Annotated in this window: 15 protein-coding genes; 8 read left to right on the plus strand and 7 right to left on the minus strand. The window is 71.5% G+C overall.

Translation table 11 applies throughout. The annotated features are described in order from the left end of the window. The first annotated feature begins 147 nt into the window (after positions 1-147). The gene (locus tag PPSIR1_RS09530; RefSeq protein WP_006970822.1) at positions 148-1,170 is read left to right on the plus strand and encodes a serine/threonine protein kinase; all 1,023 of its coding nucleotides are present in this window, start codon (positions 148-150) and stop codon (positions 1,168-1,170) included. A gap of 41 nt (positions 1,171-1,211) precedes the next feature. Here the strand turns inward: PPSIR1_RS09530 and PPSIR1_RS09535 are convergent, their stop codons facing one another. After that, positions 1,212-1,403, minus strand: a complete 192-nt coding sequence (locus PPSIR1_RS09535) for a hypothetical protein (protein WP_045115718.1) — start codon at positions 1,401-1,403, stop codon at positions 1,212-1,214. Between the two features lie 162 nt (positions 1,404-1,565). Here PPSIR1_RS09535 and PPSIR1_RS42300 point away from each other — a divergent pair, with 162 nt between their 5' ends. From PPSIR1_RS42300 to PPSIR1_RS09560, 5 genes are all read left to right on the plus strand, one after another. Next, entirely contained in the window at positions 1,566-2,594 is a 1,029-nt protein-coding gene (locus PPSIR1_RS42300; RefSeq protein WP_006970824.1) for a 50S ribosomal protein L11 methyltransferase, read from the plus strand. Then, positions 2,591-3,316 carry an RsmE family RNA methyltransferase gene (locus PPSIR1_RS09545; protein WP_006970825.1) on the plus strand — a complete coding sequence of 242 codons (726 nt, stop codon included), beginning with the start codon at positions 2,591-2,593 and terminating at the stop codon, positions 3,314-3,316. Before PPSIR1_RS42300 ends, PPSIR1_RS09545 begins: the two co-directional genes overlap by 4 nt. A gap of 223 nt (positions 3,317-3,539) precedes the next feature. Beyond that, positions 3,540-4,091: an RDD family protein gene (locus PPSIR1_RS09550; protein WP_006970826.1), complete on the plus strand. Its 552-nt coding sequence runs from the start codon at positions 3,540-3,542 to the stop codon at positions 4,089-4,091. After that, positions 4,088-6,898 carry a hypothetical protein gene (locus tag PPSIR1_RS09555; RefSeq protein ID WP_157595371.1) on the plus strand — a complete coding sequence of 937 codons (2,811 nt, stop codon included), beginning with the start codon at positions 4,088-4,090 and terminating at the stop codon, positions 6,896-6,898. The genes PPSIR1_RS09550 and PPSIR1_RS09555 overlap by 4 nt, the downstream gene beginning before the upstream one ends. Positions 6,899-7,019: 121 nt before the next feature. Beyond that, entirely contained in the window at positions 7,020-8,039 is a 1,020-nt protein-coding gene (locus PPSIR1_RS09560; protein ID WP_006970828.1) for a hypothetical protein, read from the plus strand. 15 nt (positions 8,040-8,054) lie between these two features. On the opposite strand, the gene PPSIR1_RS09565 is transcribed toward PPSIR1_RS09560, so the two are convergent. Genes PPSIR1_RS09565 through PPSIR1_RS09585 form a run of 5 tightly spaced genes read right to left on the minus strand, consistent with a single transcriptional unit; the run spans position 8,055 to position 12,601 of the window. Beyond that, positions 8,055-8,852, minus strand: a complete 798-nt coding sequence (locus PPSIR1_RS09565) for a M90 family metallopeptidase (RefSeq protein ID WP_006970829.1) — start codon at positions 8,850-8,852, stop codon at positions 8,055-8,057. Positions 8,853-8,867: 15 nt separating this feature from the next. Then, positions 8,868-9,986 carry a prephenate dehydratase gene (gene pheA, locus PPSIR1_RS09570; RefSeq protein ID WP_006970830.1) on the minus strand — a complete coding sequence of 373 codons (1,119 nt, stop codon included), beginning with the start codon at positions 9,984-9,986 and terminating at the stop codon, positions 8,868-8,870. Positions 9,987-10,001: 15 nt separating this feature from the next. Then, the gene (locus PPSIR1_RS09575) at positions 10,002-10,433 is read right to left on the minus strand and encodes a hypothetical protein (RefSeq protein WP_006970831.1); all 432 of its coding nucleotides are present in this window, start codon (positions 10,431-10,433) and stop codon (positions 10,002-10,004) included. Continuing rightward, positions 10,430-11,599: a hypothetical protein gene (locus PPSIR1_RS09580; protein ID WP_157595372.1), complete on the minus strand. Its 1,170-nt coding sequence runs from the start codon at positions 11,597-11,599 to the stop codon at positions 10,430-10,432. Before PPSIR1_RS09580 ends, PPSIR1_RS09575 begins: the two co-directional genes overlap by 4 nt. A gap of 51 nt (positions 11,600-11,650) precedes the next feature. After that, positions 11,651-12,601 carry a DMT family transporter gene (locus tag PPSIR1_RS09585; RefSeq protein WP_006970833.1) on the minus strand — a complete coding sequence of 317 codons (951 nt, stop codon included), beginning with the start codon at positions 12,599-12,601 and terminating at the stop codon, positions 11,651-11,653. Positions 12,602-12,716: 115 nt separating this feature from the next. On the opposite strand from PPSIR1_RS09585, the gene PPSIR1_RS42305 reads away from it, so the two are divergent. Next, positions 12,717-13,736: a hypothetical protein gene (locus tag PPSIR1_RS42305; RefSeq protein WP_053335338.1), complete on the plus strand. Its 1,020-nt coding sequence runs from the start codon at positions 12,717-12,719 to the stop codon at positions 13,734-13,736. A gap of 78 nt (positions 13,737-13,814) precedes the next feature. Here the strand turns inward: PPSIR1_RS42305 and PPSIR1_RS09595 are convergent, their stop codons facing one another. Further along, entirely contained in the window at positions 13,815-14,447 is a 633-nt protein-coding gene (locus PPSIR1_RS09595) for a peroxiredoxin (RefSeq protein WP_006970835.1), read from the minus strand. Between the two features lie 201 nt (positions 14,448-14,648). Between PPSIR1_RS09595 and PPSIR1_RS09600 the strand changes: the two genes are divergently transcribed. Then, on the plus strand, positions 14,649-15,560 hold the full coding sequence (locus PPSIR1_RS09600) for a hypothetical protein (protein WP_006970836.1): 912 nt from the start codon (positions 14,649-14,651) through the stop codon (positions 15,558-15,560). Positions 15,561-15,930 lie beyond the last annotated feature (370 nt).

Here is a 15,930-nt window from a genome sequence, read left to right on the forward strand (position 1 = left end):
TTATTGGACCCAGTTTGAGAAGAGCCCCCAATCCTGTGGACACAGACCGCCGCCATTCATCGATCTGATACGCATTCCATTTTTGATAGATCAATGAGAAAAGACTCCACATTTCGTGACACTCTGGTTTAGGCTGCTCGCGTAGAGATGGACGCCCAGCGCACGCTAGAGCCCGAATTCGCGCACCTGCCACACCGGCCGGCCGCCTCGTTCGCGCGCGCGAGCGAGGGCCTCTCGAGCCTCGCCGGCCGTCGCTACTCGAGAATGCGCCGGGTCAGCGGCGGCGGCGGGATGGAGCTCTACCAGGTCGAGGACGAGCTGCTCGGGCGCGGCCTGACCCTGGGCCTGCTGCACCACGCCTGCCACGACGAGGCCGCCGTCGCCTCCCTCGAGGGCGAGGCCCGGATGCTCGCGCGCATCGACCACCCCCGGGTCGTCCACCTCCTCGACTACGCCATGCTCGGCCACGAGCGCTGCCTGGTGCTCTCGCGGGTCGGGGAGTACGACCTGAAGCAGTACCTGGGCCGGCGCCGGACCAGCGAGGCCGAGCGCCTCGCCGTGCTGCTCCAGGCCGCCGAAGGGCTCGCCGGCGCCCACGCGGCCGGGGTGCTGCACGGCAACGTCAACGCCGCGGCCGTGCGCGTCGACGACGAGGGCCGGGTCCAGCTGGTCCACTTCGAGCTCGCGCGCCTGCTCGACCCGGAGCCCGGCGCCTGGGAGCGCAACCAGCCCTGCTTCGCCGGTGACCCCGCGACCATGGCCCCCGAGGCCCACCAGCACGGCCGCCGCGACGCGCTCACCGACCAGTACAGCTTCTGCGTCGTCGCGTGGGAGGCTTTGACCGGGGCCCGCCCCCCCGCCGACGCCGACGCGGCCGCCCGAACCCGCGGCGCCCCCGCGATCCTCGCGGTGCTCGCCCGCGGCCTGCGGCGCGAGCCGAGCGAGCGCTGGCCCGACATGAACACCCTGATCCGCGCGATGCGTCAGGCCCGGACCAAGGGCGCGATCGGTCGGCCCCGGACCCTGCGCCGCGGCTCCGGTCGCCGCGCGATCCTCGGGCTGCTGACCCTCCTCGCCGTTGCGGCGCTCTCGCTCCACGCGGGCCTGGCCCGCGCAGCCGCGCCGGACAACCTCGCCCTCGCGGCCCCGAGCGTCGCACCAGGGCACTAGCAGGACATCGCCCCACGACGCGCGGCGAAGTTCAGCAGTTGCTACATCTTGTAGAAGACGGTGATCGTCAGACAGTGGAACTCGCGGTCCGAGCTCTGCGTGACGATCGTCTCGACGACCTCGACCTTGCCGCCGTTGGCCCGCAGCCAATCGGTGATCCGGTCGCCCAGGGCCTCACGCTCCCGCGCCTTGGTTGCCGAGAACACCTTCACACCGTTGTACACCGCGACCATGCTCAACCCGTCTGGGAGATTGGTCTCCCGTGTACCATTAGGTCTTTCAACATCAAAGGAAAAATCCGCTCTCGGCGGAATGTTGCACCCGCGCGATGCCCGGGTTACGGGACCCGAGGCCCTCCCTGGCGACCCTCGCGGCCATGATCGATAGTCGGGCCGATGACGAGCGCCGAGCAGCCCGAGACCCAGACGGACACCTGGACGACCGTGCGCGTGACCCTCGTCGAGTCGGCGGAGGACGAGGCGGGCATGCGCCTCGACGCGGACCGCCTCGAGGGCCTCGCGGCGCTCATCGCCGACCGCGAGGGCGTCGGCGGGGTCGAGTCGCGGGACCCCTTCACCTTCGTGGAGGGCCCGGACTTCGTCGCCGTCGAGCGGCCCGAGCTCGTCGTCTACACCACGCCAGAGGCCCGTGAGGCGGTGTTGGGGGACATCACGCGGATCGCGTCGATGCTCGCCATGGCGATCGCGGTCGCGGCCGAGGACCACGTCGGCGACGCGTGGCGGGACGCGTGGAAACGCCACTATCGAACGCTCCGCTTTGCCCCCGAGGGCGCCCCGGAGCGCCCGACCTTCATGACTCGACCGAGCTGGATCGCCCGCGAGCCCGACGATCCCGAGGCCGAGCTCGTGCTCGATCCCGGACGCGCCTTCGGCACGGGCCTACACGAGAGCACCCGAGCCTGCCTCCAGCTCCTCGTGAACCTCGCCGCCGTCCCCAGCTGGCAGCCCCGGCGCGTCCTCGACCTCGGCTGCGGGTCGGGCATCCTCGGGCTCTCGGCCCTGCGCCTGCGCCCGGACCTGGGCGGGCTGCAGCTGACGGACCACGACCCCGAGGCCGTCGACACGAGCCGGGAGAACGCGGCGCTCAATGGCCTCGGGGAGGACGCGCGCGTGGTCGCGCAGGTCCTCGATCTGCTCACCGAGGACGCAGACGACGCGCCCGGGAGCGATCCGCGCGCGGACTTCGTGTTCGCCAACATCCGCCCGCGCGTGCTGATCCCCGCGGCCGCGCGGATCACTCGGATGGTCGAGCCCGGCGGGCTGCTGGTGCTCTCGGGCATCCTCGACGAGGAGGCGGAGCGGGTCCGCGCGGCCTACCCGGAGCTCGAAGAGCGCGGGCGGCTGCACGACAACGACTGGACGGCGCTGCTGCTCGCGCGCGCTGGGGGACCCGGCGGGGCATGAGCCTGCGCGTGTTCCTGCCCCCCTCGCGGACCGAGGAAGCGCAGGCAGAGATCACCCTCGACGGGGACGAGTCCCACTACCTCGCCAAGGTCCGGCGCGCCCGCGTGGGCGACAGCGTCGAGGTCCTCGGCGGAGCCGCGGGGCAAGCCTGGTCCGCCCGCGTCGTGGCCCTCGAGCGCCGCGCGGCCCGGGTCCTGTTGCTCGCCCCCCTGCCCCCTCCACAGCCGCCTCCGCCCCTCCGCCTCGTGCTCCTGGGCATGCCCGACGCCCCGGCGGTCCTCGACAGCCTCAGCGCCGCGAGCGAGGCCGGAGCCACACGGCTCGCGCTGGTCCGCTGCGCCCGGAGCCAAGGTCGCGGCCCCTCCCCGGCCCGGGTGGCGCGGGTCCTGCGTGCCGCCCAGCGCCAGTGCGGCCGCCGGCTGGCCCTGGTCGTCGAGGGCCTCGAGCAGCCGTGGACCCTCGAGCGCGCCCTCGAGCACCACGCCGAGTGGCCAGGGCACGTCGCCTGGGCTCGAGGGCGCGGCCGCCCGAGCGCCGCAGATCTCGACGCGCCGGCCCCAGGTCGGCGGCTGCTCGTCGGGCCCGAGGGCGGGCTGACCGACGGCGAGGTCACCCTGGCCATGGACGCAGGCTTTCAAATGTTGAGTCTCGGCCCCTGGGTCCTGCGCACGCCGACGGCCGTGGTCGCGGGCCTCGCCCGGCTGTTGCCACGCAGCACTTGATGGCGCTTTAGCGCAATCCTCGCCCGTTTCGACAACCTCCGTGCCGGGCATCGCGCCCCGACAAATGCGGTGTTAGTGTCCGGCTCGTGCGTCTTTCGCCGCGCCAACTCGCCATCGCACCGAGAGGAGCGCGATGATCGAAGCTTCGGCCCCAGCTTCGGATTCGGCCCCCACCGAGGGCCCGACTCCAAAGGCGCGCCGCGTTCCCCTGCGCCGCCGACCCATGCCCTGCCCGCACTGCGACCTCGAGCTCCCGCGCGCGCTTGCGAGCGAGAGCGATCCGAGCTGCCCCGGCTGCGGCGCCTCGCTGACGGTCGTGCGCGTCGCCGGTTTTTGGCGGCGCGCCCTCGCGGCGCTGCTCGACGCGGCCGTCCTCGCCCTGACCGCGGGACCGATCGCGTGGGGCCTCCACGCACTCATGAACCCCGAGCCCCTCGCCCCGGGCGCGCGCGGGCTCGGCCGCCTGCTGACGATCGGCGCCACGGATCTCGACGTGCTGCTCCTGCGCATCGGTCCGTTCACGACCCTCGTCGCCATCTACTACCTGTTCTCCGTGCTGTGGGCCGCCCAGACCCCAGGACAACGCCTGCTCGCCATGCACATCGTCGATCGTCACGGCCGGCCCCCCGGCCCCCTCGCGGCCATCGTGCGCACTCTGACGCAGATCGCCGGCACCCTCGCAGCCGTCCTCGGACCGCTGTGGATCGCCTTTGACACCGAAAAACGAGCCATCCACGACATCGTGGCCGGCACCTACGTCGTGAGGTCCGCGTGAGCCATTTGCTCGATCAACTCCGCAGCTCCGGCGCCGTGGACGAGCAGGCCCTCGAGTCTGCCCTGCGCCGCCAACAGATCTACGGGGGCTCCCTCGACACCGTCCTGCTCGAGCTCGAGCTCATCAGCCCGGCCGCGCTGTCCGAGCAGATCAGCCTCGCCAACGACTGCGAGGCCGTCCCCGTCAGCTTGCTCAACGCGGGCCCCGAGCGCCCCTGGGGCGACCTCCCCCGGGCCCTCGTCGACCTGGGCTGGACCATGCCGCTGCGCCGCCACCTCGGCCGCATCCAGGTCGCCATCCACCCCGAGATCCCCATCGAGCAGCGCCGCCAGCTCGAGCTCGAGGTCGAGCACGTCCAGGTCATGGCGACCTGCGAGGCCGGCCTGGCCAAGCTCGCCGCCGAGCGCAGCGGCTCGGTCATGCCGCAGCGCTACGCCATCTTGGCCCTGCGCTGGATCCAGGCCCTCGAGCGCGCCCAGCAGCACGCCCGCGAGCCCGACGCGGCCACGCCCGCGGCCCCGTGGATGATCGCCTCGTCCGAGACCGCCCCCTACACCGTGCCGCCCCCGGACAACGAGCCCATGAAGGCCCGCTCCGGGCCCCAGCCCAAGGCCAGCGGCGGCGCCCGGACCCGCAACCAGACCTTCCTCTACGGCATCCCCGTCGACGACGACGACGAGGACGACTTCCGCCCCGAGCCGAGCAGCCCCGCGCCGACCACCGGCAGCACCGTGCCCCTCGCCGAGCGCCTGGCGGGACCCCGCAGCGCCCTCGAGGACGCGACCGGCCGCGACCAGGCGACCGACGCCCTGGTCCGCGCGGCCATGGTCATCAGCCCCCGCGTCGCCCTGTTCGGGATCAAGCGCGAAGGCCTGCGCGGCCTCGCCTCGCCCGGCGAGATCGCCGGCGTCGAGGGCCAGCTCGTCGAGGTCAGCCCGACCATCGACGCGGCCATCGACGCCCGCGACACCCTCGAGCGCGCCACCGACCTCGACCTGCGCATGGCCGTCGGCATCGAGGGCGCCGTCCCCTGCGTGTTCTCGCCGGTCAAGGTCCACGACCGCCCGGTGCTGATGCTCTACGTCGACCGCAACGGCGAGCGCTTCTCCGCCGCCGAGATCGAGTCCATCAACGAGCTGTGCAACGTCGCCGGCAACACCCTCGAGGAGGTCCTGCGGCGCATGCGATCGGGCCGCAGCCCTGCGGCCGCGCCCGCCCCCGAGCCCACGCCGGCGCCCACGCCGGCGCCCACGCCAGCACCCCCGGTCGGGACCCTCGCGCCGCCCCCCCCGACCACCCCCCTGCGCGAGCCCTCGGACGCCCTCGAGCTCGAGAACTCCGAGGCCGAGATCGAGGAGTTCGAAGAGTTTGAGGAGGTCGAAGAGTTCGAGCCTGAACCCGAGCCTGACCTCGAGCCCGAGCCCGAGCCTGACTCCGACGGAGTTCCGGACCTCGCGCTGCGCAAGCCGCCGCCCATGCCGGGGCTGCCCAAGCCGCCGGTCCCCAGCCCGCCGCCCCTGCCCAGCCTCGGACCTCCGCCGAGCGCCAGCGGCAGCGGTGCCAGCCCGATCTTCCGCCCGCCCACGGGCCCGAACCCCGGCGTGTTCCGGCCGCCCACGCCGACCGCGACCCCCGACTCGGCCCCGAGCGCCAAGCCCGACTCCGCGCCGAAGGTCCCGCCGCTGCCCAACCCCATCGGCCCTCCGGGCGTGCCGCCGCCCATGCCCACGGCCGGCGCCAGCGGGCCGCCTTCGAGCGGCCCCACGCCCAGCTCCAAGCCCCCCGTCCGGCTCAAGCGCGGCGACTCGCAGCCGAGCAGCGGCCCGCGCCGCGGCTCCGGGCCTACGCCCCTAGCTGGCTCGGCCGCCGACTCTGGCTCGATCCGCGGTCGCCTGGTGATCGACGAGGAGGACGCCGTCCAGCCGCGCCAGCACGCCGGCAGCCGCCAGGAGATCGACTCCGCCATCCAAGCCGCCATGCGCGGGGACTCCCAGGCCGTCGACGAGCTGCGCAAGATGGGTCAGCCCGCGATGCGCCGCATCGCCAAGCGCTTCCCCGGCGAGCTCGACGTCCAGCGCCGAGACCTCGACACGCTCCCGCCCCTGCCGGCCCACGGCGCGCTGATCCGCGTCGCCCTCGACGTCGGCTACGAGCTCGGCCCCTACCTCGTCGAGATCATCGATCACCCCAACGCCGTCGTCCGCTTCTACGTCGCCTTCATCTTCATGGAGCTGCGCCACGAGCAGGCGGTGGGCGCCCTGGGGGACCTCGCCTTCGACCCCGAGGCGGACGTCCGCGCCATCTCCATGCGCGTGCTCGAGACCTACTCGGGCGAGCCCGGCTTCGAGGGCGCGGTGGCGACGATCCGCCGCGAGCTCGAGAGCCCCAACCGCACCCGCCAGCTGCACTCGACCCGCGCCGTCGGGACCGTCCGCGACATCGCGGCGGTGCCCAAGCTCATCGACATGCTGGCGAGCAACGCCCGCTACATCCAAGAGGCCGCGCTCGAGTCCCTGTGCTCGGTCACCGGGCAGCAGCTGGGCCTCAAGCCGCACCGCTGGCGGAGCTGGTACTCCGACAACGCCCACCAGCACCGCGTCGAGTGGATCATCTCGAGCCTCGCCCACAAGGACCTCTCGGTGCGCCGCTGGGCCTCCGACGAGCTGCGCCGGATCACCGGCCAGCGCATCAACTTCCTGGCCGCGGGCTCCAAGCAAGAGCGCGAGATCGGGATCCGCAAGTGGACCGAGTGGTGGGAACGCCAAGGTCGCAGCGAGTTCGTGGGCAACCCCGAGTTCGTGGAGTAGTCATCGACACCACGCGCGGCGACTTCGTTCCACCGAAGCGAGGCTCGCTCTCGGCCGCCCAGCGGGGATCCGCGGACTGCGCTTGCCAAGGGGCGCGCGGGTGTGCGGACATGTTTGGGTCATGCGTAGCTTGCACCTTCCACGCGTCGGCTCGGCGTCGACCCTCGCCGCCCTGCTCGCGCTGAGCCTCGCCTGCGGACCCAGAAGCATCGACGCCCTCGACGACGAGGTCGGAGACGCAGCCACGGACGCCGAGTCCGGGGAGTCCTCCGACGCGTCGACGGAGACCGGCGAGAGCACCTCGACGGAGTCCACCAGCACCGAGTCGACGGAGTCGACAGAGTCCACCGAGAGCACGGAGTCGACAGAGTCCACCGAGTCGACAGAGTCCACCGAGTCGACCGAGTCCACCGAGAGCACCGAGTCGACCGAGTCCGAGTCCGAGGAGTCCACCGAGTCGACGGAGTCGACGGAGTCCACCGAGACCGGTCCGTGCACCGACGCCGGCGAGGACACCATGCCGGACCCGGGCGACGGGGACACCGGCGGCGGGCCCCTGTCCAACGGGGACGCGTGCGTGGACAGCTCGGAGTGCTTCTCGGGCAACTGCTACGTGCTCCCCTTCCTCGGGGGCTCGTGCGGCGAGTGCAACGAGGACGGCGACTGCCCCGACGGCGGCTGCACCCCGCCCAACCCCTTCGACAGCTTCGGGGCGACCTGCAACATGGGCGAGCTCGGGGCCGGCTGTACCCACAACGTCAGCTGCGCCGAGGGCCTCAGCTGCTCCCAGGTCTTCGACCTCGCCGGCATCCTCCAGGTGTCCGGCTGCGGCACCTGCACCGAAGACTGCGAGTGCGAGCCGGGGACCGAGTGCGCCATCGTCTTCGACCCGCCCTCGTGGTCCGGACAGCGCGACTGCATCCCCTCGGGCAGCCTGGCCGACGGCTCCTACTGCGACCCGCCGGGCGCCTCCGACTCCGCCTGCGCCTCGGGGCTGTGCAGCCCCGTCGACGTCATGGGCCTCGCGGAGGTCGGCTCCTGCGGCGAGTGCCTGAGCGACAACGACTGCCCGGGCGGGACCTGCGTGCCCGGGCAGTTCGACCTGGTCAACGCCACGCTGACCGGCTCGACCTGCCAGTAGCGGCCAGTAGCGCCTTCAGTCCGATCGTCGCCGACGCTCCGCGGGGTCCTGGCGGTAAAAGCCCGCCATCACCCGGTACAGCTCCGCGTGGTCCCGACGCATGCGCCGGGGCTCCTCGAAAAAGTGCTCCGTCGCGACGGCGAAGAACTCCGCCCCGTTGGTCAGCGCGTAGCGGTCGAGGAAGGTCCGGCGCCCGCGCTGGGCCGCGCGCTCGAGGGCGTCGTACTCGGCCTGGAGCGCGGCGATCCACTCCTCCCGCGACAGGCCCTCGGGCAAGGGCGGGAGGCCGTCGGCGGCGCCAGACAGCATGTCGAGCTTGTGGGCGAACTCGTGGAAGACCAGGTTGACGCCGTCGCTGGCGTTGCGGGCCCCGGCGAGCACGCTGTCCCAGGCGAGGATCACCGGGCCGTCCTTCCAGGCCTCGCCCAGGCGCGGCGCGGGGGCCTCGATGGGCGCGGTCACGACCTCGAACATGCCGGGCTCGCGCCGGGGCGGGCGGACGGTGCTGGGGTAGATGACGATGCTCTCGACGCCGCGGAAAAAATCGTGCTCGAGGCCGAGGATGAGCACGCAGGCGTCGGCGGCCACGGTCGCCTGGATCTCCGGGGTCAGCTCGAGGCCCCCGGCCCCTTCCCAGTGCTTCTCGGCGATGAACACCTGCACCAGCTCGCGCAGGTGGGCCCGCTCCTCGTCCTCGAGCCAGCGCCAATGGCCGACGTTGGCCGTGATCGCGCGCTCCCACGCGGGGTCGAAGGGCGCCTCGAGGATCGCCCGGCGGCGACGGTTTCGGAACCAGCGAAAGCCCGGGAGCATGTCAGCGCGGCCCTTTCATAGAATCCGGCGCGAGCGGGGGTAGCTGCCCAGCACGGTCAGCGCCCGGCAGTGGGGGCGCGCGCGCTCGAGGGCGCGCTGCAAGTTGGCGTCCTCGCGGTGGGCGAGGGCGTCGACGAAGAAGCTGTAGGTCCAGTTCTCGAGGCCGCTGGGGCGCTTGTCGATGTGGCTGAGGTTGACGCCCTCGGAGGCGAAGCAGCTGAGCACGTCGACCAGGGTGCCCGAGCCGTCTTGGATGGTGAAGCTCAGCGAGGTCTTGTCCTCGCCCGAGGGTTGCGCGGCCTCGCGGGCGAGGACCATGAAGCGCGTGAGGTTGTTGGGCCGGTCCTCGATGCCCTCGAACAGGGCCGGGACGCCGTACAAGGTGCCGGCGAGGGTCGAGGCCACGGCGGCGTCACCGAGCTCGCCGGCCTCGGCCCGCTCGCGCACGTGGATCACCGCCGCGGAGGTGCTGGCCGCGGGGACGAGCTCGGCCTGGGGGTACTGCTCGGCCAAAAAGCGCCGGCACTGGGCGAAGGCCTCGGGCTTGCTGTGGATGCGCCGGACCTGGCTCGGCTCGCAGCACCCGTGCAGGGTGTGGCGGATCCGCATGACGACCTCGGCGTAGATGCTCAGGTGCGGCCCGTGCTCGGCGAAGGCGTCGAGGGTCTCGCGGATGCTCCCGCCCGTGGAGTTCTCGATGGGCACCAGGCCGTAGTCGACGCGGCCCCGGCGGACCTCGACGAACACCGCCTCGATGGCGCGCAGCTCCTCGTAGGCGACGGAGCTGCCGAACTGGGCGACGGCCGCTTGGTGGGAGAAGGAGCCCCGCGGGCCCAGGTAGCCGATGCGCAGCGCTCGCTCGAGGGCGAAGGAGCCCGACATGATCTCGCGGAACACCGCCTCGACGGTCCGCGGGGGCATGGTCCCGCCGACCCGCGCGGCCTCGTCGATGGCGCGCTGGAGCACCTCGGCCTCGCGGTGCGGCGCGTAGATCGGCCCGCCGCTGCCGCGCTTGTGCTCGCCGACCTCGGTCACGACCTTGGCGCGGCGCTCGAGCAGCGCGACGAGCTCCCGGTCGATGGTGTCGATCTCGGCGCGCAGCTCAGCGAGGGGCCGGGGTCGCTCGTCGGTCATGGCCCGAGTATGGGCTCAGCCAGGCGCCTTGGTCGAGCGCGCCATGTAGTTGCGCAGAAACTGGCGGAATTCCTCGATGCCCTGGGCTACGGGAACCTCCGAGGTAAAGACGTAGCTCATGCGCAGCGACTCCGGGCTCGCCGCGCTCGAGGGCGTCGAGCTCCCGGCCTGGTCTCCGTGGGTCCCGTTCAGGGTGAACACCGGGCCGGGGGGCGGCGGGCGCTTGGGGGACAGCACGAAGCGCAGGATCAGCCGCTCGACGGTGATGTCGTTGTCGAGCTCGAGCTCGCGGATGTGGACGTAGCGGCGCGCGGCTCCGGAGCCCACGGACAGGTCCTTGGCCTTGGCCAGGGCGATGCTCAGGTCGCGGGTGAAGCGGCCGGTGAAGTGACGCGCCGCGGCGCGGTCCAGGGGAAGGTCGGGGTTGCAAGGGTCGGCGCTCATCATGCCTCCGAGTCGTCTTCGTCACAGGGGATCGCCCGGGCGGGGTGGGACAAGTGGAGCCCTCCCGGCGGGGTCTGGCAGTCGCCGGCGGTCAGGAAGCCGTCGATGCGGGCCTTGTTGTTGTTCAGCATGCTGCGCGTCGCGACCTTGGACCAGCCGACGTAGAAGCTCTGCGAGGGGATGTAGCTCCCGCGGAACTCGATGCGCACGCGCCCAGAGCAGTCGATGATGTAGTCCATCTGCATCCACGCCCAGGGCGCCCACTCGCCGGTCATCACCCAGCTGCCAAAGTTGGTCAGCCCGCCGAGCTTGAAGCGGATCCACAGCCGGATGGTCACGTCGTCGCCGCCCCACTCGGTCTCGATCCCGGGGGCCTCGACGCCGGCGCAGTGGGTGATGGTCGCCTTCGTATTGGGGGCCAAGAGCACGCGCACGGGCGTGTAGCCGCCGCGCGTGAAGTAGTTGTAGGTCAGCCGGCGCTCCCCGGACCCGCAGCCGCACAGCTTCACGTTGCGGATGTAGAGCGCCGCGCGGAAGTCGTAGTCGTCGAGGTAGCGGCGGAAGGCGTCGGCCCCACCGAAGCTGTCCGGCGGCGGCTGGTTGCCCGAGTCGAACACCGTGTCGAGGGCCCCCGCGTTGGGGTGCCGCGTATAGGCGTTGTCTCCGATGCTCGCGCGCATCCAGCCGAAGTTGATGTAGTAGGGGATCCAGCCGATGGCCGCGGCGTCCGGCCCACACCAGCACGAGCCGCCGCCGCTGATCTCGAAGGTGTCGCCGGGGACCTCGGTCTCCTCGAACTCGCCGGCCCCGTCTTCCTCACCCTCACCGCCCGCTTCGAGCTCGGCGAGCAGGCCGTCGACGTCGACAGCCGCGAGGGCCTCGACGATGCCGGACAAGCGCTTGGTGTGGATGCCTCGGATCTGCAGGAGGTCGCCGATCGAGCGGACCTTGCCCAGCGCGATCATCCGCGTCAGGTAGACCTCGCCAACGTCGACGAAGTCGGGCTTCTCCGTCGCGCGACCGAGCAAGAGCATGGTCGTGTGCGCGTCGTAGCCCGCGCCCAGGATGCGGTTGTAGTTCGATTGCGCCGTGCGCAGGTCGCCCGAGCGCAGGTTCAAGACCTTCGCTAGCTCCCCCCTCGAGAGCGCCAGCAGCTCCGCTTTGGTCATCGTGTCCAGTCCTCCATCGCCCTCTACGGTAGGCTCGGAGAGACTTCCGCGTCAATCGCGCGCGCTTTCACCCCCGACCCGCGGGAGCCCCAGGCCCACACCGCCGAGGAGGATGAGGCCGCCCACCGCCTCGCGTACGCCCACGCCCTCGCCCAGGAGCAGCCAGGCGATGATCGCCGCGCCCACCGGCTCGAGCAGGGTCGCCAGCGACACCGTGTGGACCGGCACCCGACGCACGGCCCAGTTGAGCAGGCCGTGGCCGACGAGGCCTGGGACCAGGCCCAACCACAGGATGGCAGACCAGTCCTGCCAGGCGACACCCGTGGGCTGGAAGTCGGCTCCGCGTAGCAGCGCGAAGCTCCACAAGCTGAGCCCGGCGACCACGTTGACGAGCACGAAGTAGCCCTCGACGGGCAAGGCCTCGCCGAGCCCTTCGTGAATCTTGCGGCCCAGGGCCAGGTAGACCGCCGCGGTCATGGCCCCGATCAGGGCGAGGCCGTCGCCGAGCCACGCCCACGCTCCGCTCTCCCCCAGGCCAGCGCCTGGCTCGGCGACCATGACCACCGTGCCCACCAGGGCGACGAGCGAGCCCAGGTACAGCCGCGTCGGCACGCGCTCGCCCATGGCCCGAGCGATGAGCCCGGCCCACAGCGGCTGCGTCGAGACCAGCGCGACGGAGCGGACCACGGAGGTCAGGGACAGCGAGGCGATCCACGTGGCGAAGTGCGCGGCGAGGCACAGGCCGGCGAGCACCGTCAGCCGGCGCTCTCGCGGCGCGGCGGCCAGGGCCTTGGCGGCCGCGCGCGTGCTCGGCCAGGCGAACAGCATCAGGCCCAGACCGGTGATGGTCACGCGCACGCAGGCGACCGCCTCGGAGCCCAGCGGCTCGGCCAGGCGGATCGCCGGGGCCGCCGTGGAGATCGCCAAGACGGCGGCGATCATCCCGGCGATCAGCCGGCCGTCGACGTCCGCTCGAGGCTCGGGGTGCGGTGACGCGGGCATGAATCGACGGATCGCCAACTCTCGCCGATGGTGAACGCTGCGACCGACGGCTCGAGGCGCCGCCCGAGCCTACACGAGCCTTGGCGACGCGGCCGACTTGGTGTTTGCTCCCGCCGTGGACCGCCGCTGCCTGCCCCCTCGCCTGCTCTCGTTGTGCCTGTGCGCGCCCCTCCTCACCGCGGTCGCGTGCGCCGACGACGGCTCGGGCATGGCGGAGGGCAGCGAGGCCGCCACCGATGGCGCCGACGAGGCGACCAGCGGCAACGACGAGATCGGGGACGACTCGACCAGCGGCGACGGCTCGACCTCCGGGGAGAGCTCGACCGAGGACGAGAGCACCGAGGGCTCGAGCGACGACGCCACCACCGAGTCCTCCACCGACGACGGCTCGACTGACGACGGATCGACCGACGACACCACCGAGTCCTCCACCGACGACACCACCGAGTCTTCCACCGACGACACCACCGAGTCCTCCACCGACGACGGCACGACCGACGACACCACCGAGTCCTCCACCGACGACGGCTCCACCGAGTCGACCACCGACGAAGGCACGACCGAGGAGAGCACCGAAGAGGAGAGCACCGAGTCGACCACCGGCGACCCGCTGACCTTCGACAACTGCGGCTTCCCCGAGGACGGCCCCTGGGTCGAGGTCGAGTACTGGCAGCTCGGCTCGGTCAGCTCGCCCTCCTACACCTACTCCGACACGCCCGGCTGGGGCGAGGACGAGTGGGCCTACTCCGGCCACTTCTGGCCCGAGATCTGGGAGTTCGGCGGCAACAGCATGGCCAACGACCCCATCGGCGTCGTCGCCAGCATCTCCGGGACCTGGCAGATGATGATCGGCCTCCAGGGCCTGAGCAGCTACGAGTACGCCACGGTCTGCTACGAGGGCCGGAGCATCTCGACGAGCTCGCCCGCGACCGTCGACGTCTACAACCCGCTCGCCAACTGCGGGGTCTCGTCCCAGATCTCGCACTCGTGGGAGGTCCACGCCGTCGGCGTGGATCTGGGCGACTGCCTGATCCCCAACAACGAGACCCAGGCCGTGCGCCTCGAGCCCGTGGGCGGCAGCGGCAAGCTCGGCCTCAAGCGCTTCCGGCTCACGCTGCACGGCGCGGTCTATTAACTCCGTTGCTCCCACACAAAAAGCGCGGAGCTCGAGCTCCGCGCTCTTGTTTGGCCGACCCCGGCGATTGGGCCGAAGCTAGTCCTTGGGCTGGTCGGTGTAGCGCAGGTAGGGCTTGACGGTCTCGTAGCCCGGGAAGCGCTCCGCCGCCTGCTCGTTGCTCACGCTCGGGGCGATGATGACTCGGTCACCGCTGGTCCAGTTCACCGGCGTGGCCAGGCTGTGCTTGGCGGTGAGCTGGAGGCTGTCGAGCACGCGCAGGATCTCGTTGAAGTTGCGGCCGGTGCTCGCGGGGTAGGTCAGGGTCAGCTTGACCTTCTTGTCCGGGGCGATGATGAACACCGAGCGCACCGTGAGGGTGTTGTCGGCGTTGGGGTGGATCATGTCGTAGAGGTCCGCGACCTTGCGGCTGGGATCGGCGATCAGCGGGTAGTTCAGCGCCGTGCCCTGGGTCTCCTCGATGTCCCCGGCCCACCCGCGGTGGTCCTCGATGGGGTCGACGGACAGGCCCGCGACCTTGACGTTGCGCTTGTCGAACTCGGGCTTGAGGCGGGCGACCTCACCGAGCTCTGTGGTGCACACCGGCGTGTAGTCCTTGGGGTGAGAGAACAGGATGCCCCACGAGTCGCCCAGGTACTCGTGCCACTTGATCTCGCCAGCGGTGGTCTCGGCGGTGAAGTCCGGTGCGGTGTCTCCAAGTCGGATTGCCATGGCGGCACCATGGCACGACCTGGGTCCAATCCGCGTTCAATCTGGGCCCTGGAAGCTCGCGCCCACTCACACGCTGCCTGGCTTGGCCGTCGTGGACGAGCGACTGCCCACGTCGGACGTAGCTTTGGTCATGGGGACAACTCGTAGACACCAGGATCAAAGGCGGATGATCGATCCGTGCCGCCTTGTTACGATCGCGGCATGGACCCCCGGCTCGCCCCTCGCTTGCTCGCAGTCGCCTGCCTCACGGTTGCCGCGCTGACCGCCTGCCCCTCCAGCCAGGAGGAGGAGCCCGAGCCCGCCAAGCCCCTGGCCTCCGCCGACGCGGCCCAGGCCGCAGCCGAAGAGATCTGCGGGGCCATCTTCGATTGCGAGTGCGAGCTGTCCATCACCTACGCCGACGAAGCGGCGTGCATCGAGGACCAGCGCGCGACGATCCAGGACAGCATCGACCAGCTCCTCGCCGAGGGCGGGACGTGGAACGAGGACTGCGCGGGCGAGCTGCTTTGGACGTGGAAACAGTGGGACTGCGCCGGCCCCAGCGAGGCCCTCTACACCGCCAGCTTCGACTACCGCGAGTGCCCCCTGGTCCGCGGCGAGCTCGGCGAGGGCGAGTACTGCAACCTCGGCCTCGGCTACGAACCCTGCGCCGAAGGCCTGCGCTGCTCCGAGGGCCAATGCACCCAGGCGCCCACGCTGCCCGTCCCCCTCGGTCAGCCCTGTCAGATCGACTGGGAGGAGCTCCCGTGCGTGTCCGGGGCCTACTGCGGCTACGACCCGGACATCGGCGAGAACGTCTGCGAGGCGATCCCCAGCGCCGGCGACAGCTGCGACTACAACTACACCAACCTGTGCGGGCCGCCCTCGAACAACCTGCTGTGCAGCCCCGACAACGTATGCATCTCGGCCCCTGGCGAGGGCGAGTCCTGCGAGGACGCGCTGATCTGCGACGTCGGCCTGTACTGCGACGGCGGCCAGGACTTCACCTGCCAGCCCCGCCGCGAGCTCGGGCAGGGCTGTGGCGCCGACGCGGTCTGCCCCGTGGACGCCTCGTGCATCGGGAACATCTGCGTCGCCGACGAGCCGCTGCTGTGCGGCGCCGACTTCATCTGAGCCCTGCTTCATGAGCACAGACGATCCCGACGCCCGCACCCGCACCGTCCTCCTCGAGCACGCCCTCCCTCGAGGCCTCCTCCCCCCCGGCATCACCGAGGCCGAGGTCCACGACGACGACTAGTTCCGCGTCCGCCTGTCCAAGCGAGTTGAGCGCAACCTTGGGGGCTATCGCGTCCGCTTTGGTACGTCCATCTCTGGCGTGCTGCGGGGCAACGCGATTACCCGGCTGCGGGGCGTGGACGTGAAGCAGTTGGTGTGGATCCCCGCGTCGAGCATCGATCGGGAGGGGGACGGGCTTGTGTTTGGGGTCGGGCCGGTGCGCCAGCGCCTGCCGACCTCGGCCTTTCCCTGAGCGGCTCGCTCATCA

Source organism: Plesiocystis pacifica SIR-1 (assembly GCF_000170895.1).
Classification (GTDB): Bacteria; Myxococcota_A; Polyangia; order Nannocystales; family Nannocystaceae; genus Plesiocystis; species Plesiocystis pacifica.

Excerpts from the sequence above, each read along its gene's own strand:
- PPSIR1_RS09550 (WP_006970826.1), top strand. The coding sequence starts at position 3,540 with ATGCCCTGCCCGCACTGCGACCTCGAGCTCCCGCGCGCGCTTGCGAGC.
- PPSIR1_RS42300 (WP_006970824.1), top strand. The coding sequence starts at position 1,566 with ATGACGAGCGCCGAGCAGCCCGAGACCCAGACGGACACCTGGACGACC.
- PPSIR1_RS09530 (WP_006970822.1), top strand. The coding sequence starts at position 148 with ATGGACGCCCAGCGCACGCTAGAGCCCGAATTCGCGCACCTGCCACAC.
- PPSIR1_RS09560 (WP_006970828.1), top strand. The coding sequence starts at position 7,020 with ATGCGTAGCTTGCACCTTCCACGCGTCGGCTCGGCGTCGACCCTCGCC.
- PPSIR1_RS09575 (WP_006970831.1), bottom strand. The coding sequence starts at position 10,433 with ATGATGAGCGCCGACCCTTGCAACCCCGACCTTCCCCTGGACCGCGCC.
- PPSIR1_RS09535 (WP_045115718.1), bottom strand. The coding sequence starts at position 1,403 with ATGGTCGCGGTGTACAACGGTGTGAAGGTGTTCTCGGCAACCAAGGCG.
- pheA (WP_006970830.1), bottom strand. The coding sequence starts at position 9,986 with ATGACCGACGAGCGACCCCGGCCCCTCGCTGAGCTGCGCGCCGAGATC.
- PPSIR1_RS09580 (WP_157595372.1), bottom strand. The coding sequence starts at position 11,599 with ATGACCAAAGCGGAGCTGCTGGCGCTCTCGAGGGGGGAGCTAGCGAAG.
- PPSIR1_RS09600 (WP_006970836.1), top strand. The coding sequence starts at position 14,649 with ATGGACCCCCGGCTCGCCCCTCGCTTGCTCGCAGTCGCCTGCCTCACG.
- PPSIR1_RS09595 (WP_006970835.1), bottom strand. The coding sequence starts at position 14,447 with ATGGCAATCCGACTTGGAGACACCGCACCGGACTTCACCGCCGAGACC.
- PPSIR1_RS09545 (WP_006970825.1), top strand. The coding sequence starts at position 2,591 with ATGAGCCTGCGCGTGTTCCTGCCCCCCTCGCGGACCGAGGAAGCGCAG.
- PPSIR1_RS09565 (WP_006970829.1), bottom strand. The coding sequence starts at position 8,852 with ATGCTCCCGGGCTTTCGCTGGTTCCGAAACCGTCGCCGCCGGGCGATC.
- PPSIR1_RS09585 (WP_006970833.1), bottom strand. The coding sequence starts at position 12,601 with ATGCCCGCGTCACCGCACCCCGAGCCTCGAGCGGACGTCGACGGCCGG.